Annotated in this window: 29 protein-coding genes; 10 read left to right on the forward strand and 19 right to left on the reverse strand. The window is 62.8% G+C overall.

From position 1 onward, the window contains the following. Nucleotides 1-40 precede the first annotated feature (40 nt). From NKI96_RS14785 to NKI96_RS14800, 4 genes are all read left to right on the forward strand, one after another. Complete coding sequence (locus NKI96_RS14785; RefSeq protein ID WP_023669016.1) at nucleotides 41-664, forward strand: thermonuclease family protein; 624 nt, start codon at nucleotides 41-43, stop codon at nucleotides 662-664. Between the two features lie 39 nt (nucleotides 665-703). After that, complete coding sequence (locus NKI96_RS14790; protein WP_023669015.1) at nucleotides 704-1,315, forward strand: glutathione S-transferase; 612 nt, start codon at nucleotides 704-706, stop codon at nucleotides 1,313-1,315. After that, entirely contained in the window at nucleotides 1,315-1,932 is a 618-nt protein-coding gene (locus tag NKI96_RS14795) for a uracil-DNA glycosylase family protein (RefSeq protein WP_023669014.1), read from the forward strand. The genes NKI96_RS14790 and NKI96_RS14795 overlap by 1 nt, the downstream gene beginning before the upstream one ends. Before the next feature lie 143 nt (nucleotides 1,933-2,075). Beyond that, nucleotides 2,076-2,567 (forward strand): Lrp/AsnC family transcriptional regulator, encoded by a 492-nt coding sequence (locus tag NKI96_RS14800; protein ID WP_023669013.1) that lies wholly within the window; start codon nucleotides 2,076-2,078, stop codon nucleotides 2,565-2,567. Nucleotides 2,568-2,615: 48 nt separating this feature from the next. Here the strand turns inward: NKI96_RS14800 and NKI96_RS14805 are convergent, their stop codons facing one another. From NKI96_RS14805 to moaA, 13 genes are all read right to left on the reverse strand, one after another. Continuing rightward, on the reverse strand, nucleotides 2,616-3,185 hold the full coding sequence (locus NKI96_RS14805) for a DUF3299 domain-containing protein (RefSeq protein WP_023669012.1): 570 nt from the start codon (nucleotides 3,183-3,185) through the stop codon (nucleotides 2,616-2,618). 46 nt (nucleotides 3,186-3,231) lie between these two features. Then, nucleotides 3,232-3,816, reverse strand: coding sequence for a GNAT family N-acetyltransferase (locus NKI96_RS14810; RefSeq protein ID WP_023669011.1), 585 nt, complete (start codon nucleotides 3,814-3,816; stop codon nucleotides 3,232-3,234). Continuing rightward, nucleotides 3,776-4,480 (reverse strand): DNA alkylation repair protein, encoded by a 705-nt coding sequence (locus NKI96_RS14815; protein WP_023710489.1) that lies wholly within the window; start codon nucleotides 4,478-4,480, stop codon nucleotides 3,776-3,778. The genes NKI96_RS14810 and NKI96_RS14815 overlap by 41 nt, the downstream gene beginning before the upstream one ends. A gap of 9 nt (nucleotides 4,481-4,489) precedes the next feature. Further along, entirely contained in the window at nucleotides 4,490-5,359 is an 870-nt protein-coding gene (locus NKI96_RS14820) for an NAD(P)-dependent oxidoreductase (RefSeq protein ID WP_023755279.1), read from the reverse strand. Nucleotides 5,360-5,463: 104 nt separating this feature from the next. Next, complete coding sequence (locus tag NKI96_RS14825) at nucleotides 5,464-6,294, reverse strand: ABC transporter permease (protein ID WP_023688511.1); 831 nt, start codon at nucleotides 6,292-6,294, stop codon at nucleotides 5,464-5,466. After that, the gene (locus NKI96_RS14830; protein WP_023669007.1) at nucleotides 6,291-7,007 is read right to left on the reverse strand and encodes an ABC transporter permease; all 717 of its coding nucleotides are present in this window, start codon (nucleotides 7,005-7,007) and stop codon (nucleotides 6,291-6,293) included. The genes NKI96_RS14825 and NKI96_RS14830 overlap by 4 nt, the downstream gene beginning before the upstream one ends. Nucleotides 7,008-7,082: 75 nt before the next feature. Next, nucleotides 7,083-7,868 carry an ABC transporter substrate-binding protein gene (locus NKI96_RS14835; RefSeq protein WP_023688509.1) on the reverse strand — a complete coding sequence of 262 codons (786 nt, stop codon included), beginning with the start codon at nucleotides 7,866-7,868 and terminating at the stop codon, nucleotides 7,083-7,085. 317 nt (nucleotides 7,869-8,185) lie between these two features. Next, nucleotides 8,186-8,689 carry a molybdopterin-guanine dinucleotide biosynthesis protein B gene (gene mobB, locus NKI96_RS14840; protein ID WP_023714210.1) on the reverse strand — a complete coding sequence of 168 codons (504 nt, stop codon included), beginning with the start codon at nucleotides 8,687-8,689 and terminating at the stop codon, nucleotides 8,186-8,188. Then, nucleotides 8,686-9,318: a molybdenum cofactor guanylyltransferase MobA gene (gene mobA, locus NKI96_RS14845; RefSeq protein ID WP_352597222.1), complete on the reverse strand. Its 633-nt coding sequence runs from the start codon at nucleotides 9,316-9,318 to the stop codon at nucleotides 8,686-8,688. The genes mobB and mobA overlap by 4 nt, the downstream gene beginning before the upstream one ends. A gap of 7 nt (nucleotides 9,319-9,325) precedes the next feature. Then, entirely contained in the window at nucleotides 9,326-10,246 is a 921-nt protein-coding gene (locus NKI96_RS14850; RefSeq protein ID WP_352804966.1) for a DMT family transporter, read from the reverse strand. Nucleotides 10,247-10,474: 228 nt separating this feature from the next. Continuing rightward, entirely contained in the window at nucleotides 10,475-10,831 is a 357-nt protein-coding gene (locus tag NKI96_RS14855) for a hypothetical protein (RefSeq protein ID WP_023669002.1), read from the reverse strand. Nucleotides 10,832-10,952: 121 nt separating this feature from the next. Beyond that, the gene (locus NKI96_RS14860; RefSeq protein WP_023726592.1) at nucleotides 10,953-11,423 is read right to left on the reverse strand and encodes a hypothetical protein; all 471 of its coding nucleotides are present in this window, start codon (nucleotides 11,421-11,423) and stop codon (nucleotides 10,953-10,955) included. Between the two features lie 54 nt (nucleotides 11,424-11,477). Then, nucleotides 11,478-12,473, reverse strand: a complete 996-nt coding sequence (gene moaA, locus NKI96_RS14865) for a GTP 3',8-cyclase MoaA (protein ID WP_031193366.1) — start codon at nucleotides 12,471-12,473, stop codon at nucleotides 11,478-11,480. Between the two features lie 200 nt (nucleotides 12,474-12,673). Between moaA and NKI96_RS14870 the strand changes: the two genes are divergently transcribed. Beyond that, entirely contained in the window at nucleotides 12,674-13,027 is a 354-nt protein-coding gene (locus NKI96_RS14870; RefSeq protein ID WP_023668999.1) for a gamma-butyrobetaine hydroxylase family protein, read from the forward strand. Nucleotides 13,028-13,091: 64 nt separating this feature from the next. After that, the gene (locus NKI96_RS14875; protein WP_023726591.1) at nucleotides 13,092-13,703 is read left to right on the forward strand and encodes a pyridoxamine 5'-phosphate oxidase family protein; all 612 of its coding nucleotides are present in this window, start codon (nucleotides 13,092-13,094) and stop codon (nucleotides 13,701-13,703) included. A 26-nt stretch (nucleotides 13,704-13,729) separates the two neighbouring features. Here the strand turns inward: NKI96_RS14875 and NKI96_RS14880 are convergent, their stop codons facing one another. Further along, nucleotides 13,730-14,182: a MarR family winged helix-turn-helix transcriptional regulator gene (locus NKI96_RS14880; protein ID WP_023668997.1), complete on the reverse strand. Its 453-nt coding sequence runs from the start codon at nucleotides 14,180-14,182 to the stop codon at nucleotides 13,730-13,732. 48 nt (nucleotides 14,183-14,230) lie between these two features. On the opposite strand from NKI96_RS14880, the gene NKI96_RS14885 reads away from it, so the two are divergent. Then, nucleotides 14,231-15,139: an alpha/beta hydrolase gene (locus NKI96_RS14885; RefSeq protein WP_352804969.1), complete on the forward strand. Its 909-nt coding sequence runs from the start codon at nucleotides 14,231-14,233 to the stop codon at nucleotides 15,137-15,139. A gap of 45 nt (nucleotides 15,140-15,184) precedes the next feature. Here the strand turns inward: NKI96_RS14885 and NKI96_RS14890 are convergent, their stop codons facing one another. Further along, complete coding sequence (locus NKI96_RS14890; RefSeq protein ID WP_023690747.1) at nucleotides 15,185-15,583, reverse strand: rhodanese-like domain-containing protein; 399 nt, start codon at nucleotides 15,581-15,583, stop codon at nucleotides 15,185-15,187. Nucleotides 15,584-15,645: 62 nt separating this feature from the next. Then, nucleotides 15,646-16,254, reverse strand: a complete 609-nt coding sequence (locus NKI96_RS14895; RefSeq protein WP_023690748.1) for a TetR/AcrR family transcriptional regulator — start codon at nucleotides 16,252-16,254, stop codon at nucleotides 15,646-15,648. Between the two features lie 100 nt (nucleotides 16,255-16,354). Here NKI96_RS14895 and NKI96_RS14900 point away from each other — a divergent pair, with 100 nt between their 5' ends. After that, nucleotides 16,355-17,101, forward strand: a complete 747-nt coding sequence (locus tag NKI96_RS14900) for a 3-oxoacyl-ACP reductase family protein (RefSeq protein ID WP_023726589.1) — start codon at nucleotides 16,355-16,357, stop codon at nucleotides 17,099-17,101. A gap of 212 nt (nucleotides 17,102-17,313) precedes the next feature. Beyond that, nucleotides 17,314-19,194, forward strand: a complete 1,881-nt coding sequence (locus NKI96_RS14905) for a L,D-transpeptidase family protein (protein ID WP_352804972.1) — start codon at nucleotides 17,314-17,316, stop codon at nucleotides 19,192-19,194. Between the two features lie 97 nt (nucleotides 19,195-19,291). On the opposite strand, the gene NKI96_RS14910 is transcribed toward NKI96_RS14905, so the two are convergent. The 3 genes from NKI96_RS14910 to NKI96_RS14920 form a co-directional block, all read right to left on the reverse strand. Then, entirely contained in the window at nucleotides 19,292-19,762 is a 471-nt protein-coding gene (locus tag NKI96_RS14910; protein WP_023668992.1) for a hypothetical protein, read from the reverse strand. Nucleotides 19,763-19,975: 213 nt separating this feature from the next. Next, a complete protein-coding gene (locus NKI96_RS14915; protein ID WP_352758231.1) occupies nucleotides 19,976-20,593 on the reverse strand; it encodes a lysozyme inhibitor LprI family protein in 618 nt (205 codons plus the stop codon). A gap of 83 nt (nucleotides 20,594-20,676) precedes the next feature. After that, nucleotides 20,677-20,934, reverse strand: a complete 258-nt coding sequence (locus NKI96_RS14920; protein WP_023668990.1) for a PepSY domain-containing protein — start codon at nucleotides 20,932-20,934, stop codon at nucleotides 20,677-20,679. A gap of 352 nt (nucleotides 20,935-21,286) precedes the next feature. Between NKI96_RS14920 and NKI96_RS14925 the strand changes: the two genes are divergently transcribed. Beyond that, on the forward strand, nucleotides 21,287-23,059 hold the full coding sequence (locus NKI96_RS14925; protein ID WP_023682506.1) for an adenylate/guanylate cyclase domain-containing protein: 1,773 nt from the start codon (nucleotides 21,287-21,289) through the stop codon (nucleotides 23,057-23,059). The last annotated feature ends 16 nt before the right edge of the window (nucleotides 23,060-23,075 follow it).

A 23,075-nucleotide genomic window follows, 5' to 3' on the forward strand; every position in this document is an offset into this window, starting at 1 on the left:
CGTTAAGCTACGTTCGAATGATTAAGAGACTGTTTGCCATATGAGCCGTTCGTGGTCGCCAAGGCCGCGCCGGCGATACTATCCGCCGCCGCCGCGAAGCCTGTGGCGCAAGCTGCTGGATTACGCGCTGACGGTCATTCTGCTCGGCCTGCTGATCCTGCTCGCCGCACGCCTCGACCGTTTCGAGACGCGCAAGGCGCAAGGGGTGGCGATCGTCAACGATGGCGATTCACTCACTCTTGGCACCGAACGTATCCGCATGCGCGGCATCGACGCTCCGGAATACCAGCAGATCTGCCGTAGGGATGGCGCAGACTACGCCTGCGGCAGGCTGGCGCGCCAGGCGCTGGTGCGGCTGATATCAGGAAATCCGGTGACCTGCAGCGGCTGGCAGCGCGACCGCTACGGCCGCCTGCTCGGCGATTGCAAGGCCGGCGGCAAGGATCTCAACCGGGCCCAGGTTGAGGCCGGCTGGGCCATTGCCTATGGCGATTTCGACACCGAGCAGGCCATTGCCCGCGCCGGCAAGGTTGGCATCTGGGCCGGCACGTTCGATGAGCCGCAAGACTGGCGCGAAAGCCACCACGGCGGCCCGCTCGAAAGAAAGCACGGCACCCTGGCTTCGGTCGGTGACGCCTTGCGAGAGATGTTTCGCTTCTGGTGACGAGCACTATAGTTGAAGGACCAGATCGGGAGGATAAGCATGAAACTGTTCGACGGCGGCCGCGCCCCCAATCCGCGGCGCGTGCGGGTTTTCCTCGCCGAAAAGGGCATCGCAGTGCCGCTGGTGCCGGTCGACATGGGTGCGATGGGGCACAAGCAGGAGCCGGTCAGGTCGCGCAACCCGCTGCAGCGGCTGCCGGTGCTCGAGCTCGACGGCGGTACCATCCTCACCGAATCCGTCGCCATCTGCCGCTATTTCGAGGAACTGCATCCCGAACCGGCGCTGTTCGGGCAAGGCGCGCTCGGCAGGGCCAAGGTCGAGATGTGGCAAAGGCGCATGGAGTTCAATCTGCTCAGCTGCGTCGCCCAGGCTTTTCGCCACATCCATCCGGCGATGAAGGAATGGGAAATTCCGCAGATCCCCCAATGGGGCGAGGCCAACAAGGCGAAAGCGGTCGAATTCCTGAAACTGCTCGACCCCGAACTGGCAAACCGCGAATTCGCCGCCGGCGACGCCTATTCGATCGCCGATATCACCGGCATGATCGCCATGGATTTCATGAAACCGGCGCGCATCAAAGTGCCGGACGAGTGCACCAACGTGCTGCGCTGGTACAGCGCCGTCTCGAGCCGTCCGAGCGCTTCCGCCTGATGGAGGCGGAACTCGAACGCTTGACGGCAAAGGTCCGCGCCTGCCGCATCTGCGTCGACACTCCGGTCGGCAGGCCACTGCCGCACGAGCCGCGCCCGGTGCTGCTGCCATCATCCAGTGCCCGCATCCTGCTCGCCGGCCAGGCGCCAGGCACAAAGGTGCATTTGTCGGGCATGCCGTTCACCGACGCGTCCGGCGACCGCTTGCGAAGCTGGCTGGGCGTGACAAGCGAGGAATTCTACGACACGGATAAATTCGCCATCGTGCCAATGGGGTTCTGCTTCCCCGGCCAGGACGCCAAGGGCGGCGACCTGCCGCCGCGCCGAGAATGCGCGCTGGCCTGGCGCGCGCCGCTGATGGCGCTGATGCCGCAGATCGACCTCGTTTTGACAATCGGCTCCTACGCGCAATCCTGGCATATGGGCGCCACGCGCCGGCCGTCGCTGACCGAAACCGTGAAGGACTGGCGCACCATCTGGGATGCGCCGGCCAGCCTGAAAGTGCTGCCGCTGCCACACCCGTCATGGCGCAACTCAGGATGGCGGAAGCAGAATCCATGGTTTGAAATGGATTTGCTGCCGTTTCTGAGATCGGAAATCCGCTATCGCATAGATTAGACTTTAAGCAAGATATCACTCGCTTTTGTGCCATCCGGCAGAATTTCTTTCTTGTGAAAGGTCGAAATAAGAGGGAGTATAGCCAATCTATTCCCAAAGCGCGTCGCGCCCGAGGGAACGCGGCCTGCACCAGGAGCACCTCAATGGATCGCCTCGACAGAAAAATTCTCCGCCTCCTGCAGGAGGACGCGACGCTCGCGGTTGCCGATGTCGCCAAGAAAGTCGGCCTGTCGACGACGCCGTGCTGGCGCCGCATCCAGAAGCTGGAGGAAGAGGGAGTCATCAAGCGGCGCGTCGCCATTCTCGACCACGAAAAGGTCAATGTGCGCGTCACCGTCTTCGTGTCGATCCGCACCAATTCGCACAGCCATGAATGGCTGCGGCGTTTCTCGGAAGTCATCCAGGAATTTCCCGAGGTGGTCGAATTCTACCGCATGAGCGGCGACGTCGATTATCTCTTGCGCGTCGTGGTGCCCGATATCGCCGCCTATGACGCCTTCTACAAGCGGCTGATCGCCAAGATCGAGATCCGCGACGTGTCGTCGTCCTTCGCCATGGAGCAGATCAAGTACACGACCGAAATGCCGCTCGACTACATGCTGCTGGACAAGGAATCCGGCGCCAACGCGGCCTGAGCGCGGTTGTCCGTGACTGGGCGGTGACGCTGCACAAGCCGGCGGCGCTTAGTTTTTCTTTTTGTTGAGGAAACTCCAGGGCGAGTTGACCGGCAGCGTGATCGTGTCCGGCACCGTGTCGACTGCCACCACATCGGCTTTGCGTACGGTGTAGCCGGACTGGATGATGCTGACGCCGTCGAGAATGAACAACTGGCTCTTCTCCAAGCCGGGCCGCAAGGCGCCGGTCACGGCAACCGACTCATAGGCCTGCGACATCTTGTAGGGACGGGCCGGCGTCACCAGCACGATCTGGTTGGGCGGCGGCGTCGGCATGTGGCTGCAAGCGCCTGTCCACGGCACCAGCAGGAACTGGTAGACGAGGTCGCCATCGCGGTCGACCGGCAATGCATAGCCGGCTAATTGTACCATCTTGTCCTGCAGGTTGAGCGACAATGTCTCGCCACGATCGGGCAGTTTTGCCGCAATCATCGGCAGGCCGGCATCTTCGGCCACCGCCTGCGTCGCAGGACGCAGATCTTTCCAGAAGATGTGCGCGGTTTGGCCTGAGGCGTTGGTAGCGGTGAACACCAACAACGCGGCTGCAAGCGCCAAGGTCGATTTGAGAGGACTGCTCATCGGCCGCTTCCTTTGTGCAGGAGTAAAGACGCCGCGGCCGATCGCGTCAACGCTCGAGCCGCATCACATGTCTGCGAGAGCCGGCCATGCCGACCTCATGGAACCCGCGAGCGATGAACACGCCGCGAAACCCCATGAAACGGTAGCTCGGCGATGCCTCGTCGACCGGGTAGGCCTCGATCACGCCGGCGCCCTTGGCAAAGGCGTGATCTATGGCAGCGTCAAGCAGCGCTGCCGCCAGCCCGCCGCCGCGCAGCGCCCTTGGCACATAGAAGCAGACGATCGACCAGATGCCGGTCTCGTCATCGTCCTGTTGCGACGTCAGCTTCCGATAGGTCTGGCGCGGCGCGACCGAGCACCAGCCGACGGTCTTGCCGTCAATCTGGGCCAAGATTCCCACCGGCGTACCGGCCTCGACAAGCGCCATCATGGCCCGTTTCAACTCGGCGTGCTGGACATGCTCGCGGCGGCCGGGCAGGGGCCGCCAGGCCATGCACCAGCAATACTTCGGACCGCCTTGCGCTTCGAAGAGGCCTTCGAAATCGGCGCGCGTCTGCCGCGTCACCTCGGTGAACCGGACGTTGGCTAGGTCAGCCTTTTCTGGCGGCGATCCGCTCGACGATCTTGGCATTGGTGAGTTCCCGTACGGCGTCCTTGCCAATCCAGCGCGCCGTCTTGTCGGCCGACTGGGCCAGTCGTTCGGCCACGGCAAGGGCAGCGCCGTGCATCTCCAACGATCGCTTGCCGATCGAACGAAGCGCCCAGTTTGCCGCCTTCTTCACGAAATTGCGGCTGTCGGCGGCATGCGCTTCGATGATCGGCAGGAAGCCGAGGAAAGTCGCCACCGGCTCCTGCTTCCGGTGCACGACGGACCACGCCATCATAGCAAAGGCCGTGCGTCGAACGAACTCGCGCTCGTCCGCCGCGAACTCTTCAATCAGCTCCTTCCAGGCGTCCGTGTCGACGAAGAGATCGGAGACGCCGTCGACGATATCCCAGGAATCGAAGGACGCGGCCCATTGTCGTGCATCCGCGGCTGAGAAGCGCTTCGGGTCGGCCGTGACGGAAGCGATGAACTGCGCCTCCATGATGCCGGTCTGCCAAAGTTCGAAAGCTCGCTCGTGGTTGCGCTTGATCTTTTTGGCGATCTGCCGCTGCATGCCATGCGAGATGCCGAGCGCGCGCTCGGTCTTGATACCGTAGCGCAACATGCCGCGGCGATTGTCCTCCGAGCCGATCGAGCGCAAATGGGCGACGATCTCATCGGCGCTCGATTGGGGCGAAAGCTCGGCCATTGCGAACGCTTATTTTTCCAGGCGCGCCAGCAAGGACGAGGTGTCCCAGCGCTTGCCGCCCATCGCCTGCACATCCTTGTAGAACTGGTCGACAAGGGCGGTCACCGGCAGTCGCGCGCCATTGCGGTCGGCTTCATCGAGGCAGATGCCGAGATCCTTGCGCATCCAGTCCACGGCAAAGCCGAAATCATATTTACCGGCATTCATCGTCTTGTGGCGGTTCTCCATCTGCCAGGACCCGGCAGCGCCCTTGGAGATGACTTCGATGACCTTCTCGATGTCGAGCCCGGCCTTCTTGCCGAAGTGGATGCCTTCGGCCAGTCCCTGCACCAGCCCGGCAATGGTGATCTGATTGATCATCTTGGTGAGCTGGCCGGCGCCCGACGGCCCCATCAGCCCGACCATCCGGGCAAAGGCGTCGATGACCGGCCTGGCCTTGTCGAAGGCAGCCTGCTCGCCGCCGACCATCACCGTCAGCACGCCGTTCTCGGCGCCCGCCTGGCCGCCGGAAACCGGCGCGTCGAGGAAGGAAAAGCCGGCCTTTTCAGCGGCGTCGGCCAGTTCGCGCGCGACTTCGGCCGAGGCGGTGGTGTTGTCGATGAAAACGGAGCCTTTTTTTATCGCGGCGAAGGCGCCATCGGCCCCGGTCGTCACCGAGCGCAGATCGTCGTCATTGCCGACGCAGGAGAAGACGAAATCCTGGCCCTCTGCGGCCTCTGCCGGCGTCAAAGCAAGCTTGCCGCCATGCTGGGCAACCCATTGCTCGGCTTTCGCTGCGGTGCGGTTGTAGACGGTGACCTCATGGCCACCTTTGTTCCTGAGGTGCCCGGCCATGGGATAGCCCATCACGCCAAGACCGAGAAATGCCACAGATGCCATGGGTTTGCCCTTCAGATGAAAGCGAAATTGTCAGCGCAAGCTCTAGGCACTGCACACAATTCGTCAAGACGCGCATGAGCCGATCGACTGGTACAGCCGAACGCTCAGCGGATCAGATGAATGGTGATCCGTCGCTCGATCCATTCGACGCCGTGGCGCAGGATCTCGACCATCACCAGATAGACGATGGCGACCCAGACATAGGCCTGGAAGTCGAAGGACTTGGCGTAGGCGAGCTTCGCGTTGCCCATCAAATCATAGACGGTGATGATGGCAACGATGGCAGAGGCCTTGATCATCAAGACGAGCTCGTTGCCGTAGGGTCGGAGCGCCACGATAAACGCTTGGGGCAGGATGACCTTGCGCAGCGTCTGCAGCTTGTGCAGGCCGAGCGAAGCAGCGCCCTCCCATTGGCCCCTCGGAACACTCTCTATGGCGCCGCGCAGGATTTCGGCCTGGTAGGCGGCGGTGTTGAGCGCGAAGGCGAACACACCGCAATTGAAGGCGTCGCGGAAGAACCACCACAGTCCGACGGATTCGAGCTGCACCCGGAACGAGCCCAGGCCGTAATAGACGAGATAGACCTGGACCAGCAGCGGCGTGCCGCGGAAGAAGTAGACGTAGCAATAGGCCAGGACGGACAGATAGCGGTTCTTCGACATGCGGGCATAGGTGACGGGCAGCGAAAAAAGCGCGCCGAGCACCATCGAGATGGCCACCAGCGCAAGCGTGGTTCCCAAGCCCTGCAGATAGGCCGGCGCGTATCTGGCGAAGAATTCGCCATTCCAAGCGTAAACCAGATAGACGGCGATGCCGATGCCGAACAGGATCCAGAAGCCGACCAGCGCGTAGCCGACGATACGGGCCCGCGGCCAGCCTCGCGCCCGTGGTGGTGGCTTCTCGATGTCGACGGCGGCGCGCGTCACGACGCTCATCGTGCCTCCCTCCTCCCGAGCGAACGCAGGATGAAGCCGGTGGCGATCGACGACAGGATGGCAAGGATAAGGAACACCATCGCCGCGACGCTGTAGAACAGGAAGGAATGTTTGGTGACACGGGCCGCCACGCCGGCGTTGCGCAAGGTTTCAGCCAGGTTGACGACCGACACCAGGGCCGTGTCCTTGAGCAGGCTCAGCCAGCAATTCTCAAGGCCGGGGAAGGCGATGCGCAGCAGCTGCGGCAGGATCACCTTGCGCATCGTCTGCCATTTCGACAGCCCGATCGCATAGCCGCCCTCATACTGGCCCTTCGGAATGGCGCGAAAGGCCGAAAGGAAGACTTCGCTGGAATAGGACGAAAAGATCAGCGACAGCACGATCATGCCGGCGAGGAAGCTGTCGACATCGACCGTCGCTTCCGGCCTGAACAGACGGATGACATACTGCAAGAGGATCGGCATGCCGAAGAAGAACAGGAAAAGCGTCACCAGTTCCGGCAGTCCGCGAAACACCGTGGTGTAGATGTTGGCAGCCACGCGAAGCGATGGCTCTTCGGATTGTTTCGCCCAGGCGACGAAAAAGCCGATCGTCAGGCCGATCGGCAGTGTCGCCAGCGCGAGCGCAATGGTGACCAGTGCGCCATAGGCAATATCGTCAATCCAGCCATCGGGTCCCCAAGTGAGAAGTATCCATATGTTCTGGCTTGGCATTGACGGGTCTTGTCTCCACTTCTGTCAGGCCAAAGGCGGCAGGAGGAAACTTCCCCTGCCGCCTTGTTCAGACGATCAGGACTCGGCGCCGAAGACGTCGAACTTGAAGTACTTGTCGTTGATTTCCTTGTACTTTCCGTTGGCGCGGATTGCGTCGATGGCGCTGTTCAACTTGTTGACCAGATCCGTCTCGCCCTTGCGCACGGCGATGCCGGCGCCCGGTCCAAAGATATCGACCGGCTGCGGCGAAGGCTGGCCGAGAATCTTGCAGCAGGCGCCATCAGGCGAATCCAGGAACTGTTGCAACACGACGATATCGTCCTCGATCGCGTCGAGACGGCCATTGGCGAGATCGGCCTGCTCTTCGGGGCTGCTCGGATAGCCCTTGACCGTGCTGTCCGTATAGGTTTTCGAGGCATAATTGAAATGCGTCGTGGTGGTTGCGACGCCGATGGTCTTGCCGGCCAGGTCTTCCTTGGTCACGCCCTTGAGGGTCGAATCCTTGGGTACCGCGATCGCCGACGGCGTGTTGTAGTATTTGTGGGTGAAGTCGACCTTCTCGGCGCGCTCCGGCGTGATCGACATCGAGGCGACGATGGCGTCGAACTTGCCGGCCTGCAGGGCCGGAATGATGCCGTCCCAATCCTGGGCGACGAAGGTGCACTTGACCTTCATCTCGTCGCAGAGCGCCTTGGCGATGTCGATGTCGAAGCCCACGAGCTGGCCGTCGGAGGTCAGGTTGTTGAATGGGGGGTAGGCGCCTTCGGTGCCGATTCTCAGGGTCGTTTCCTGAGCCTGGGCGACGCCGAGCGTCAGCAGCGCAGCCGATGCGGCGAGCGCGATACGCAGTGCAATACGCATGATAGTCCTCTCTTTATGGCTCCCGGCCGTCGTTCCGGAACGGCTCTGTGGGGCGGTGCTTTTGACCGCCCGCTGGCGCGATACTCCCACTGTTTTCGGGAGAAAAGCAACTGCAAAACCGTTGCTTGCGGGATTTGCGGGTCCAGCCAATGCCGACGCCGGGTTAATGCATGTCGCCCAAAAGTGCGCAGCGGTTTTGGGACGACGACATGCATAAATAAAACAACCTGAAGCGTCGCATGAGGCCGTTCAGGCGCGACGCGCTTAGACAATGCAACGGCTGAAGAGGGCGGCTGACCCGGGCGAGGGCATGGGCCTCAAGGTTTGAGGCCGGTCATGCGCTCGATGAAGTCGGCTATCCCTCCCGAGTCGTCGAGATCGAACACAGGCAGGCTTTCGCCGGTAACCGCGAAGTCGGCGGCAATCGCCACGATATGTCCGTCGTTGGCCGACAGCGGCGAGCGGTCCTTGGCCTCCCGCCGCCGGGTCTCGATCTTTTTGTGCGCCTCGCGCTTGTAGCCTTCGACCAGCACGATGTCGCACGGGGCCAACCGCGACAGGACCGTCTCCAGCGTCGGCTCGTCCTCACCGCGCAATTCATGCATCAGCGCCCAGCGTTTGCCCGACACCACCGCGACTTCGGTGGCGCCCGCCTGGCGGTGGCGAAAGCTGTCGGCGCCAGGCTTGTCGATGTCGAACTCATGATGGGCGTGTTTGACCGTCGACACCGTCCAGCCGCGCCGGACGAGCTCTGTGACCAGCTTCTCGGTCAGTGTGGTCTTGCCGGAATTCTTCCAGCCGGTGATGCCGAAGATGTTCATGGGCCGATGCTCTGCAACAGACGCTCGGCCACCGCAAGGTCGTGCGGTGTGTTGATGTTGAAGAACGGGTCGATCTCGTCACTGCCGTGGGCCAGCAACGGAAATTCCACTTCGACACAGTCGTGCCGCTCGATGAAGGCGGAGACGCGCCTGTTGTCCTCGTCGATCAGGAAATGACGCAAGGCCTCACGCAGCCCGAGCGGCCACAGCGCGAAGGTCGGATGCTGCCGGCCGCCGGAACTGGCAACCGCAATCGAGCCTGGTCGCTCGTCAACAGCCGCAGCCAGCCTCACGACCAGGTCCACCGGCAGGAACGGGGTGTCGCCGGCGGCCGTCGCCAATGCCTTGAAAGCGGTATTCGCTGCCGCCCATTCGAGGCCGGTGAGGATTCCGGCAAGCGGTCCGGCATAGCCTTCGACCATATCGGCGAGAACCGGAAGACCGGCCGCGGCGAAGCGCGCCGGGTCACCATTGGCGCTAAGCGCCAGCGATCCGACCTGCGGCGCCAGGCGGGCAACGACATGGTCGAGAAGCGGACGCCCGCCAAGCGCCAGCAAAGTCTTGTCGCCGCCGCCCATGCGCCGTGACAGGCCTCCGGCCAGGATAATTCCTGCAATGTCTTGGCTCATGGCCAAACTATATGCCGTCCGGCGCCATGTCGGGTCCAGCGCTTTCGGCTGCGGGTTTTTGCCGGCCGGCGACCCGCTCGCGATAGAGCGCGTAGAGGCCGGAGCCGATGATGATGGCGGAGCCGAAGATCATCGGCAGGTCGGGAACATCGCCGAAGATGGTGAGGCCAAGCAGCATCGACCAAAAGAGGGCGGTGTAGCGGAATGGCGCAATGAAGGAGATGTCGCCGGCCCGCATTGCCATGATGATGAACTGGTAGCCGATCAGCACCAGCACCGCCGCCAATGCCAACAGTGCCGTGCCTTTGCCGGACATCGGCGTCCAGCCACCCATCGGCGACAGCAGCACGGCGCCAACGATGGTCATGGCGATTGCCGTTGCCGTCGACACCAGCAAGGTCGGGATAGCCCTCGGGATGCGCTTGGTGGCGAGGTCACGTACTGCGCAACAGGCGACGCTGACGAGTGCGTACAGCGAATAGACGCTGAAGCCTTCGAAGCCTGGCCGCACGATGATCAGCACGCCGCCGAAGCCGACGGCGATCGCCAGCCAGCGCCGCCAGCCGACCGCTTCGCTGAATACGAGTGCCGCCCCCATCGTCACCGCCAGCGGCAGCGCCTGCAGCACCGCGGAGACATTGGCGATCGGCAGATGCGCCAATGCGACAAGGAAGGCGACGGTGGCGCCGGCCTCGGCGACCACGCGAAGCGCCACCAGCGGCTGCAGCATCGAGCCCGGCCGTGCGAGCGCACCTTGCTGCCAGGCGAGCAGGCCGACCAGCAGCGACGCAAAGGCGCCCCGCACCAGCATGACTTGCGCCATGTTCATCGATTCCGACGAGAACTTGGTAATGGCGTCGTTGAGGGTGAAGCCGATCATGGCCACCATCATGCACAGCGCGCCGCGAATGTTTGGGGAAAGAGGCAAGGGCGTTACCGGTTTTGCAAGAGCAATTCCAGGAAAAGTGTGAAACGGTTTTCCGTCCGGAATTGCGTGAAAACAAAGAATAAAGCGGTTCGACGTTTCGGCGAAACGGTGAACCGCTCAAGCCTGTAGCAGCCGGCGGCAAGACAGCAACGTCAAAGAAATAGGCCAAGGATTTTCACCCGTGGCCAATAGAAATCCCTGAGAGGGCTGGCTGGATGACCAGCAGGCTCATTTCGGCGTCAGCACCTCGGTGCCGCTGCCGTTCTTGCCGGCGATGGTCCACAGGCCGTGCAGCGAGCCGTCATCCTCTACCTTGTAGACGACAAGACCGATTTCCTTGCCCATGACATAGCCGGCGGAAAAGGCATCGTCGTTGCGCATGCAGATGCCGTCCGACGATGATCCGCCGGTCTCCCAATGGATGGTACAGGTGGTCTCGCTGGTCAGCGTGATGGTGGCTTCGCCGCCATATTTCGAGCCGTCGAAATTGGTGCCCGCGACGGTGTAGCTGCCACCGATGGACTGTGCTGCTGCCGGCGCGGCGGCAAACCCAAGCATTGCAAGAGAAAGTAAGAATGTGCGCATGTCGTATTCCCCCAAACCGAGCGACGAGCCGCTATGTCCAGGAATCTAGGCTCGAACGCGCTTGCGGTAAATCCGCCAGCTATATGCGCATGAGACTTTTTCTGGTGTGTGTCCGAAAAGCTCACGGTCCTTTGAGGCTGCCGGCAATGGCGCCGACCAGCGGATCGTATTTCGCTTTAACGGCCGGCGGATAGTCGATCCGCACGGTGCGGATGACGCCGTCCTTGCCGAACAGGCGCCGTTCGTAAAAAATCTTGCCATCCTTCAGTCCCGACAGCACCGCCCAGTTCTTGCCGGTCTTGCTGTAGCTGATCTGGTAGCCCGCTTCCTTGATTGCCTTCTCCTCGGCGACGAAGCTCTTTGGGGTGTCGTCACTGACGTTGAAAATACCGGAGCAGATCAGGCTGGCGCCGTCGGCGCTGAGCCACTGCTGTCCGTCGCCATTGTACGGCTCGGGCTGGCGATCGGTGAAGATGTCGTCGGGAAAGGTGCAGACCGTGCCGAAGCGCGCATTGGTGTAGGTGAACGGCGCTGCATTGGCGCTGCCTGCCGCGATCAGTGCAACTGCCAATCCAATGGAAAGACGCTTCATTCGATGTCTCCAGCCGACAATGGGAGACATTCCTTGCACCAATCGCGGAGAAAATCAGCCGCCGGTGACGCTCATATGTCTCGACACCGACGGGCGGCTGGTGCGGCGGTCGATGATGAAATCATGGCCTTTCGGCTTGCGGCCGATCGCTTCGTCGATGGCAGCAGCGACCAGTTCGTTGCCTTCGGACGCACGCAGCGGGGCGCGCAGGTCGGCGGCATCCTCCTGGCCCAGGCACATATAGAGCGTGCCGGTGCAGGTCAGCCGCACGCGGTTGCAGCTTTCGCAGAAATTATGCGTCATCGGCGTGATGAAGCCCAGCCTGCCGCCGGTCTCTGCGACATGGACGTAGCGGGCCGGACCGCCGGTCTTGTAGGGGATGTCGCTCAGCGTGAACTGGCGCTCGAGCGAAGCGCGCAGCAGCGACAGCGGCAGATACTGGTCGGTCCGGTCGGCGTCGATCTCGCCCATCGGCATGGTTTCGATGACGGTCAAGTCCATGCCGCGGCCATGCGCCCAGCGCATCATCTCCGGCAGCTCGACGTCGTTGAAGTCCTTCAGCGCAACGGCGTTGAGCTTCACCTTCAGCCCCGCCGCCTGCGCGGCATCGATGCCTTGCATGACCTTGCCGAGATGGCCCCAGCGGGTGATGGCGTGGAACTTGTCGGCATCGAGCGTGTCGAGCGAGACATTGATGCGCTCGACACCGCAATCGGCAAGCTCGGCGGCAAAGCGCGACAGCTGCGAGCCATTGGTGGTCAGCGTCAACTCTTCCAGCGCGCCGCTCTTCAAGTGCCGCGACAACTGGCGCACCAGATGCATGATGTTCTTGCGCACCAGCGGCTCGCCGCCGGTGAGGCGCAGTTTGCGCACGCCCTTTTCGATGAAGACGGTGCAGAGCCGGTCGAGTTCCTCGAGCGACAGCAGGTCCTTCTTGGGCAGGAACGCCATGTCCTCGGCCATGCAATAGGTGCAGCGGAAATCGCAGCGGTCGGTGACCGACACGCGCAAGTAGCTGATCGTGCGACCGAAGGGATCGATCATGTCCATGCGTTCAAGCGTTTCCAATGCTGCGAGTGGTGCCGTTATATACGGCTATGTGATACGATCCAACCCGCCATTCAAGATAGCCGGTCTCGATCTTTGGTGACATTCCCTGGCCGACATCCGATGTCGGCCGGGTCCAAATGGCCTTTTCCGCTCGCGCGAAGCAGCGTAGGGAAGGGCGGATTGATGCGGGATGCAGAACAATGACGGCGCCGAAGGAACTCAGGGTCTCGAAGGACAGAAAACTGCTGTCCGTCACCTTTCCCGATCATCGGCCGTTCGAACTGCCGGCCGAACTGCTGCGCGTCGCTTCACCCTCGGCCGAGGTGCAGGGCCATTCGCCGGACCAGCGGGTGACGGTTCCCGGCAAGCGTAACGTTGCTATCCTGAAGATCGAGCCGGTCGGCAACTACGCCGTGCGCATCACCTTCGACGATTTCCACGACACCGGCATCTTCACCTGGAATTACCTGCACACGCTTGGCCACGAAAAGGACGCGCGCTGGAATGCCTATCTCGCCGAGCTCCAGGAGAAGGGACTGAGCCGCGACCGCTAGTCGGCACTGTCCGCAAAACGTCATTGACTGGGGGTAACGCCGGCAAAGGTTCGGAGACGGGAAAATGTCTGACATCACCACGGTCGAACAGCTCGAAGCCCTCTACGGCCTGCCCGGCGAAGCGTCGACGATCAAGGAACTCGACCACGTCATTCCCGAATATGCCGCCTTCATCGAAGCCTCGCCTTTTGTCGCTCTGGCGACGAGCGGGCCGGAAGGGCTGGACTGTTCGCCGCGCGGCGATCTCGCCGGCTTTGTGCGCATGCATGACCCGAGAACGCTGATGATGCCGGACCGACGCGGCAACAACCGCGCCGATTCGCTTAAGAACATCATCCGCGATCCTCGCGTCGGGCTGCTGTTTCTTGTGCCGGGTTCGGGCACGACGCTGCGCGTCAACGGCCGCGCCCGCATCGCCACCGACGCCGCGCTTTGCGCCTCCTTCGCCGTCGAAGGCAAGCCGGCGCGCTCGGTCACCGTGGTCGATGTCGATTCGGTCTATTTCCAGTGCGCCCGCGCCATCGTTCGCTCGGAGCTGTGGAACCCGGCAAAGCACGTCGACCCGAAATCGCTGCCGACACCCGGAACAATCCTGGAAGTCACCAGCCGCAAGAATATCGATGCCGGTACTTACGACAAGGAATGGCCGGAGCGGGCGAAGAAGACGATGTGGTGAGGTGGGAGGCGCGTGGATCGAACGGCTCAGGTATCCTTCAGCACGTCATAGATCTTGCGCATCTGTTCGCCGATCATATCGCACTGTTCCGCTGTCGACTGGCTCATCGCCTTTTCGATCAGCGCCATATGCACCTTCAGCGCCTTCATCAAAAGCTCCGTGCCGGCCTCGGTAAGCGTCAGCCGCAGCACGCGTTTGTCCTTCTCATCGCCTTCGCGGCGCAGCAGGCCGCGCGCCTCGAGCTGCGGCAACAGCATGGTGATGTTGGAGCGGCCGACCAGCAGTTTGCGGGCGAGATCGTGCTGCGACATGCCGGGATGGCGATAGAGGTTCATCAGCACGTCGAGCTGCGCCGGCTTGAGATCCAGCGGCGCCAGCTTTACCGCCAGCGCACGCTCCAGCACATGGCAGGCGCGCGCCACCGCGACCCAGTTGCGAAAGCGCGGGTTGTCCCAGGGCAGCTCTTGTTTAATGTTCATGTTTGAACTATTATGTTCATGCTTGAACGGAATGGATGGATCGCCACTATGGCATCATTTGGACTGAAGGTCATCCGGGGCGTGTTCGGCGCGGCCGAGCTTGTGGCGCCGCGTCTTAGCGGGCGCGCGGCCTTCGAACTGTTCTGCCGCACGCCGAGCGTGAAGGCGCTCAGCGACGGCGAGCGGCGTGCGGTCGACCGCGCCGCCGGCTTCATGGCCGAGGCGCGCCATCATCGGCTGACGACCAAGGCCGGCTGCGTCATGGTGCACGAATTCCGGCCCGAGCCGGGCAGGGCGTCCGCCGGCACGGTGCTGGTCGTCCATGGCTGGCGTTCGCGCACGGAATATATGCGCGCTCTGATCGAAGGTTTTCGCGATGTGGGCTACCGGGTCGCCTCGCTCGACCTGCCGGGCCATGGCCAGTCGCTGGGCCGGCATCTCAACATGGTCAATGCGGTCGAGGCGGTCAGGGTCGCCGGCGAATGGTTCGGTCCGTTCAAGGCGATCGTCGGCCATTCCTTCGGTGGCGCCGTCGCCGCCAATGCCATTGCCGGTTCGATCAGGGGTATCCACCCAGTGGCGGCCGAGCGGCTGGTGCTGGTGGCCGCGCCAAGTTCCCTGCCGGCGATCTTCGCCGACTTCAGCCGCATGCTCAACGTCGGCCCGCGTTCGCAGGTTTCCATGGCCGATCAGGTGAAAAGGTTGTCGGGCCGGCCGCTGCACGAATTCACCGGCGACCGCCAATTGGCCGAAGCGCCGGTGCCGACGCTGGTCATCCATGCGCCGGACGATCGCGAAGTTCCGGCCGACCATGCCAGGCGCTACGCCGGCGCCGGCAGCCATGTGCGGCTGCACTGGGCCGATGGGCTCGGCCACCGTCGCATTCTCGCTGACAAAGGTGTCATCGAACGCGCCGTCACCTTTGTCAAAAACGAGCGCGAGCCGATACTGCATTGATTCCAATGGGTGTATTGTCGACTCCGACAACGCCGGAGCGGTGAGCTAACCGTTCTTCTTGCCGCCCGGCTCGACGGGCAATCCGGCCGACTTCCAGGCGGTATAGCCGCCAAGGATGTGCTTGACCGGCGACAGCCCCATATCCTGCGCCGTCTTGGTGGCCAGCGCCGAGCGCCAGCCGCCGGCGCAAAAGAAGACGAAGCTCTTGCCCGAGGCAAAGAACGGCTTGTGGTAGGGGCTTTCGGGATCGATCCAGAATTCCAGCATGCCGCGAGTGACATGTTTGGCGCCGGGGATCTGGCCGTCCCGCTCGATCTCGCGTGGATCGCGCAGGTCGACGAAGATGGTGTCCTCGTCGTCGAGCAGCCCGGCCGCTTCCTCGGGCGAGACCACCTCGATCTCGGCATTGGCCTCGTCGAGCAACTCGCGATACCCTTTTTTCACGGATGATCCCTCCCGGCGCATTTCGCCGCCGACTGGATTTCCAGCACAAGCTCCGCGCTTTGTCACGCTGTTCCGACCAGCCCCTGCCACGCCGCCATCGCTCCGGCCACTGTGGCCATCAGCGCTTCGCACGAGGCGCCGTCGCGGGCCTGGATCGACATGCCGTGCTGGACCGTCGCATAGAAGGTCGCCGCCGCGTTGCTGTCGAAGCCCGCCGGCAATTCGCCTTCCGCCACACCGCGTTCCAGCCGTCTCAGCAAGAGGGTGTGGTTTTCGGCGCGGCGGCGGCGCAAATCATCGCAGATCGCGCCGCTGCTTGAATCCTGGTGCAGTGCGCCCAGCGCGATGAGACAGCCCTGCGGGCGGTCGTCCTGAGAGTACGCTATTGCCGTCTGGCGCAGGAAATTCTCGATCGCCTGGCATGCCGTCGGCGCTTCGTCCAGCGCGCTCCAGATCTCGGTGCCTTCGTTGCGGGTGTAATACTCGGTCGCTTCCAGAAACAGCGCCTCCTTGCTGCCGAAGGCGGCATAGAGGCTGGGCGAGCTGATCCCCATCGCCGCGGTCAGGTCGGCGATCGAGGTGCCCTCATAGCCTTTGGCCCAGAACAGCTCCATCGCCTGCCGCAAGGCGGCGGTTCGATCGAAGGTGCGGGGACGGCCTCTTTCCGGCATGACGATCTTTTCTGTGTTGATCGACACATAATTCACTTGACGTCGCCAGGCAAGGTTGCCAGATATTTATGTATCGATCGTTACATAACGGAGAAATGACATGTCAGCGAACGGATTGAACGGCAAGGCAGCACTGGTCACCGGCGGCAGCCGCGGCATAGGTGCTGCGATAGCAAAACGGCTTGCGGCCGATGGCGCCGACGTCGCCATCACCTACGTCAACAGCTCGGCGCCGGCCCAAGCTGTCGTCGCCGAGATTATAGCGGCAGGTGGTCGCGCGATCGCCATCCAAGCCGACAATCGCGACGCTGCCGCCATCGAAAATTCGGTCACCGAGGCGGTGAATGCCTTCGGCCGGCTCGACATCCTGGTCAACAGCGCCGGCATCTGGCGCGCGGCGCCCATCGAACAGATGTCGCTGGCCGACTTTGACGAGACCATTGAGGTCAATCTGAGAGCGCCGTTCGTGGCCTCGAAGGCGGCAGCGGCTCACATGGGCGAGGGCGGCCGCATCATTTCGATCGGCAGCAATCTGGCCGAGCGCGTCACCGACACCAGCCTCAGCGCCTATTCGACCAGCAAGGCTGCGCTGGTCGGCCTGACCAAGGCGCTGGCGCGAGACCTCGGTCCGCGCGGCATCACCGCCAACGTCGTTCATCCCGGTTCGACCGACACCGACATGAACCCGGCCGAAGGCCCGCATGCCGAACACCAGCGGCGGAAGATGGCGACGCCCCGCTTCGGCAAGGCTGACGAGATCGCCGGCATGGTTGCCTGGCTCGCCGGTCCGGAAGGGCGCTTCGTCACCGGCGCCGCGCTCACCATCGACGGTGGCGCCAACGCCTGAAGCAGCAGCCGCTTTGACCGGTCTGGAGCGGCAACGCCGCTCCAGACGTCACGATGTTGTGAAACCGTTCTGCAACAGGCCTGCGGAAATTTATGGAAGCTTAACGAAATCGGTATGAATCGGTATAGTAGCGCCTTACATCCGCCATGCGGTTGGCAAGATCGTCTAGCGGCGCGGAACGGGAGCCGGCTTGCAGCCGGAGCGGGTGATTAATGAAATTCCTCGGAAATAAAGCCACCGTGATGCCGCTTGCAGTGGCGGCAGCACTGGCCTTCGGTGTGCCGCAGGCAAGCGCGCAAGGCCTGTTCGACATGCTGTTCGGCGGTGGCGTCAAGCACAGGCCGCAAGGCGAATTCCCGCCGCCGCCAAAGCGCAAGCCGAAGCCCGCCGTATCGGGCGGCGGCGGCACCAGGATCAGCAGCCCGTCCTACTACACCTACAAGGCCGACCGGCTGGTGCGCGTCGACTTTGCCGCGTTGGTGGCAGCACCTCCCCAGGTGGCAACAGCTGAAGACGCCGCCTTTGTGCCGTCGGCGACCAGCACTGCCTTCCGCGAAGCCGTTGCAGGCCTTAGTGACTATGAACTCTATGCCGAGCCCGATATCGCCAAGGCACTGATTGCCTATTACTCTGCCAATCCTGATTTCATCTGGGTGAACGAGGGCAATCCCAATGCCCGCGCCCAGGATGCGGTGCGGGTGCTTGGCGAAGCCGCAAGCTATGGTCTCACGTCGGCCGACTACACGGTCGAAGTGCCGGCAGCCAACGCATCGGCAGTCGATGCCAACGCCCATCTGAAGGAACTCGTCCGCTTCGAGATGGCGCTGTCGGCGCGCGTACTGCGCTATGCCCGTGACGCCCAGAGCGGGCGCGTCGATCCCAATCGCATCACCGGCTACTATGAATTTCCGCCGAAGCCGGTCGACATGGAAGGCGCGCTCAAGACGCTGGCCCACACCCAGGAAGTGCGCACCTACCTCGAATCGCGGCACCCGCAGAACGCAGAATATCAGGCGCTGCGCGTCGAACTTGAATCGCTGCAGGCGAGCGCCGAAAACGAAATCGTCGTCGATCCCAAGCTGTTGCTGAAGCCCGGCGAGACCAGCGCCGAACTGCCGAAGCTGCTGACGCTGATCGCGCGCAATCTCGACGACGAGATGGGCGGCGCCTATGGCGAGATCCTGTCTCGTCTCGGCACCAGCGATGTCTATGTTCCCGAACTGGTTCCGATCATCAAGGCCGTGCAGGTGAAGGCCGGCATGAAGGGCGATGGGGTCATCGGCCCGCGCACCGTCGCCTCGCTCGCCGGCACGTCCAAGGCCGACAGGCTGCAGAAGGTGCAGGTCGCGCTGGAAGAATTGCGCTGGATGCCGTCCGATCTCGGCAGCCCGCGGGTGTTCATCAACCAGCCCGCCTTCACCGCCAGCTATATCGACAATGGCGAGGAGAAGCTGAAGACCCGCGTCGTCATCGGCCGGACCACCAACCAGACCGCCTTCTTCTTCAAGGAGATCAAGCAGGTCGATTTCCATCCCTATTGGGGCGTGCCGCAGTCGATCATCGTCAACGAGATGCTGCCAAGGCTGCGTGGCGATCCGGGCTATCTCGACCGTGCCGGCTACGAGGTGACCGACTCGCGCGGCAGGCGGGTTCCCTCTTCCTCGGTCAATTGGGGCGCCTACGGCGCCAACATTCCCTACAGCGTGCGCCAGCAGCCGAGCGAAGCCAATGCGCTGGGCGAACTGAAGATCCTGTTCCCCAACAAGCACGCCATCTACATGCACGACACGCCGCAAAAATCCTTCTTCCAGCGCGATATGCGGGCGCTCAGCCATGGCTGTATTCGCCTTCAGGATCCACGTGGGATGGCGGCGGCGGTGCTCGGCGTCTCGGTCGACGACATCGCCGAAAAGCTCAAGCACGGCCATGCCAGCGAAGACGTGACACGCACGATTCCCGTCTATGTCTCCTACTTCACTGCCTGGCCGGACCTGTCCGGCAAAGTCGAATATTTCAACGATGTCTACGACCGCGACACACGGCTGATGCAGGCGCTGGAAGCGACTGAAGCGGTGCGCTCGCCGACGAGCTGAAACCAGCGGAGTTCCTCGTTCAACGAACGAGGAACTCACTTTGTCTCTCTGGTTTTATTAGATTTTTGGCCGATGGACGGTCGCCCGTTTCCTGCGATCAGCGCTGGATGAGCGGACGCCGGAAGCCGGCGTCGCGGCCCGCGATCAGCCAATAGACCAGACCGGCTACGAGGCCGGCGGCGGCGATGATGCCGATATCGGCCCAGCGTCCGGCATCCTCTTCCGCGGCCGGCCAGACCAGGAAAAAGCCGGCTGCAGCGGCAGCGGCGCCAAACAGCATGTGCACCAGGAAATTGCGCAGGGCAAAGAATTCGGCGAGCAGCGCGAAGATCAGCGTCTGCAGGCCGGTCAGCACGATCGTCAAGAAATAGACGACCATGCCGAGCGGCGGCCACAGCAGCACGACAATGGGCGAAAATTGCATGGCGCCGAAATAGTCCGGCGCGTTGGGCAATACGGCGAGTGCGCAATATATCGCCACGACCGCGAACAATCCGATCAGCACCGAAACGAAATAGCCGGCAAGCATCATCAGGATGCGCTTCAAAACATGCTTAACCATGGCCATGCACCCCCGTGCCCTGCAACTGTTACGCGCACTCAGCCATCAAAGGCGGACCGGCGCAAGAGTGCATCCAGCAGTGCTTTGCGGCAAATCTTCAGGCGCCGCCGCATAGATGTTGTGAATCCGGCAAAACCCATGTGCCTTTTATCGTGAGGTCGACGCCGTAATAGACCCGCCCGCGCTCGTCGCCCTGCGGACAATCCCTCGGGATCGAAATCAGGCACATGACGACAGGATCGCCGGCTTTCGAACTGGCAAGGCCAGGCTCCCGCTCGTAGGAAACCCCGGCGCCGCCATTGCTGAACCGCGCCAGGCTGCCGGCTTAAGGCCGGCGGTTTCCAGCGGGTCGTCGCCGAGCCGCGTCGTCAGCGCGGTGATGTGGGTCAATGCGCATTGGCCGATCGACGAGGGCAGGGGCTGGTCGGGGCTGCCCGGATGGCGGGCCGCGGTGTCGAGCGCCTTCTTGCCGATCAGGGCGATGTTGTAATCCTGCACCCAGGACGGCGCATTGCCGTAGGTCTGCAGCGCATTGTTCTGGGCGCTGACGATGCAGGCGGCATCCTGCCCACAGGCGTTCCTGTCGTCGATGAGCGCACGGGCGATCTTGCGCTTGTCGCCGCCAAAGGCTGGCTCGAAACCCGTAAAGGCCTCGGCCACCAAGGCATCAATTGCCGACAGTTGCGGGTCGGCACAGATCGCCTTTTCCACCGGCAGGCTGGCTTTGCGGCAGTCGAAGGATGGCCCGTCGGCACGCGCTGGACCAAGGCAGACCGCCGCGCCAGCCAGTGCAACGACAAGCGCAAGCGAGTTGGCAATTCGATTGGAAGAAAGCATGGTCGCCCCGTTGTCCGACAACTGCCACCATCGTAGGCAAAAAACGCGGCGGACGGAATTGCCGAAGCGGTGCGGTATCGGCGCTATTTCGGTTCGGCGGTCACGGGATCGAAGGTGATTTCGACTTTCGCCTTGTCGGCGGTGTAATAGGTCACGGTGTAGCCGTCCTTGTCCCAGTCGACCTCCTTCACATAGCGAAAGCCGTCGCGCTGCTCGACCTTGGCGATGATTGCCGACAGTTTCTGGGCATTCGTCGGCGGCAGTGGGCTGTCATCCGCGGCAAAGGCCGTTGAGCCGGCCAGAAGAACGACGACACCGGTCGCCAGAACAAGATTTCGCATGATTACCCTCATTTGGTATTGAACCGCACCGGAAACTCGCAGGCAGCACAGTTTGTTCCGAGATGTGACGTCGCGCAGGTTCCGTGAAGCCCTGGATCGCGGCGCTCAGAGCGACGGCACGCCCATATTTGCGCCAACCGCCGGCCAACCATGAGTGCTGCCACGGCCCGCGCTGGACAACCCGATGGTGGTAGAGCTTTGCCAAAGACCCTGCTAGACTTCTGGTCCTGGCGGGGTGGCATGGCGCGCCAACCCCGCCGGAATCTTCATCTCTCAGCGCGCGGCGAAGTGTTTCAGGAACGGGTCGTCGCCTGTGCTGGACCAGAACCAGAAAGGGAGCGGGGGCTCGAACATGGCTGTACGGAACTACACCCGTCAGCTGGCGACAATCATTTCTATCGATGCCGTCGGGTTCTCGCGGCTGATGGGCATCGACGACGAGTCTGCTGTCGCGGCATTCGAGGAACGGCGCGACATCATCGCCGACAGCTGTGGCACATTTGGCGGCCGCACGTTCGGCGACGCCGGCGACAGCATCATGGCCGAGTTCGGCAATCCGATCGAGGCGTTGCGCGCGGCCTTTGATTTCCAGGGCCGCATCGTCGCCCTCAACGCCGAGGTTGCCGACGATATGCGCATGCCGTTTCGCGCCGGCATCAACACCGGCGACGTCATCGTGCGTGGTGGCCGCCTCTACGGCGACGACGTCAACATCGCGGCGAGAATCCAGGAATTCGCGCCGGGCAACGGTCTCGCCGTTTCGGAGACGACCTGGCACCATGTGAAGGACAAGACGGCGGCCGAATTCACCGATCTCGGCGAATTCATGCTGAAGAACATCGCCTTGCCGGTGCGCGTTCTGATCGCCGGCCGCAGCGGCAACGGATCCTCGCCGGCGGCGTCGTTCGCGGCCATTCCCCAGGCCAATGCGCAGCAGAAGCTGTCGTCCAAGGGGCCGCCGGCGATCGCCGTCCTGCCCTTCCACGCCGATGGCGGCGAGCATGACATCGGCTACATGGCCGACGGCATCGCCGAGGACATCATCTATGGTCTATCCAACACCAGATGGCTCTCGGTCATCGCCAAGGGCTCCAGCTTCCAGTTCCGCGACGACACGCTGGGCACGCGCGTGATCGGCAACGCGCTCGGCGCGCGCTACATCGTCAGCGGCACGCTGATGCGCAATGGTGGCCAGATCCGCCTCAACACCTCGCTGGCCGACGCGTCCAACGGGCGGCTGGTGTGGTCGCAGCGCTTCGATCGCGATCTGGTCGACATCTTCAACCTGCGCGACCAGATCGGCGCTGAGATCGTTTCGATCCTCGACAAGGAGGTCGACCGGGCGGAACAGGCACGCACCTTCCAGGTTCCCTGGGAAAGCCTGGAGACCTGGCAACTGGTGCGACGGGGCCGCTGGCACATGAACCGGCGCACCCGCGGCGACACCGAAACCGCACTCGAGTTCTTCCAGAAGGCCTACCGCGAGGACGCCAACTCGAGCGCCGTGCTCAACGAACTGGCGTGGTGGTATTTCTGGCGGGCATGGCTGCGTTTCGGCGACAGCGACGATTTGAACAAGGTCGAGCAGTTTGCCCGCAAGGCATTGCTGGTGGACAGCCTGGATGCGCGCCCGCACGCCCATCTCGGCGCCGTCGACATCATGCGCGGCGAACCGCGGTCGGCCGTCGACCATCTCGAGGAAGCGATCCACATCAATCCGAGCTTTGCCTTCGCGCGCTCGGCCATGGGCAGCGCCCAGCTGCTGCTCGGCAATGCCGCGACCGCGATACCGTTCTTTCTCGATACCGAGCGATTGAGCCCGTTCGACCTCTACCGCTTCCACAATCTGGGGGAACTGACGGCGGCCTATTGTCTGGTCGAGAACTGGCCGGCGGCGATCGCTGCCGCTGACCGCTCGCTCAACCTGTCTCCCGGCTATTTCTATTCCAGGTTCCTGAAGATCGGCGCGCTGATGCGAAGCGGCCGGCCGGAACAGGCGCGGCGCGAGATGACCATTTTCACCACCCGGCATCCCGATTTTTCAGAACAGCGTGTGCGCTGGATACCGTTCACCGACAAGGCCGCGAACGAGATCCTCGTCGCCAATTTCCGACTGGCCAAATGAACATGGCGTCAATGCT

Source organism: Mesorhizobium sp. M0292, from assembly GCF_040321695.1.
GTDB lineage: Bacteria > Pseudomonadota > Alphaproteobacteria > Rhizobiales > Rhizobiaceae > Mesorhizobium.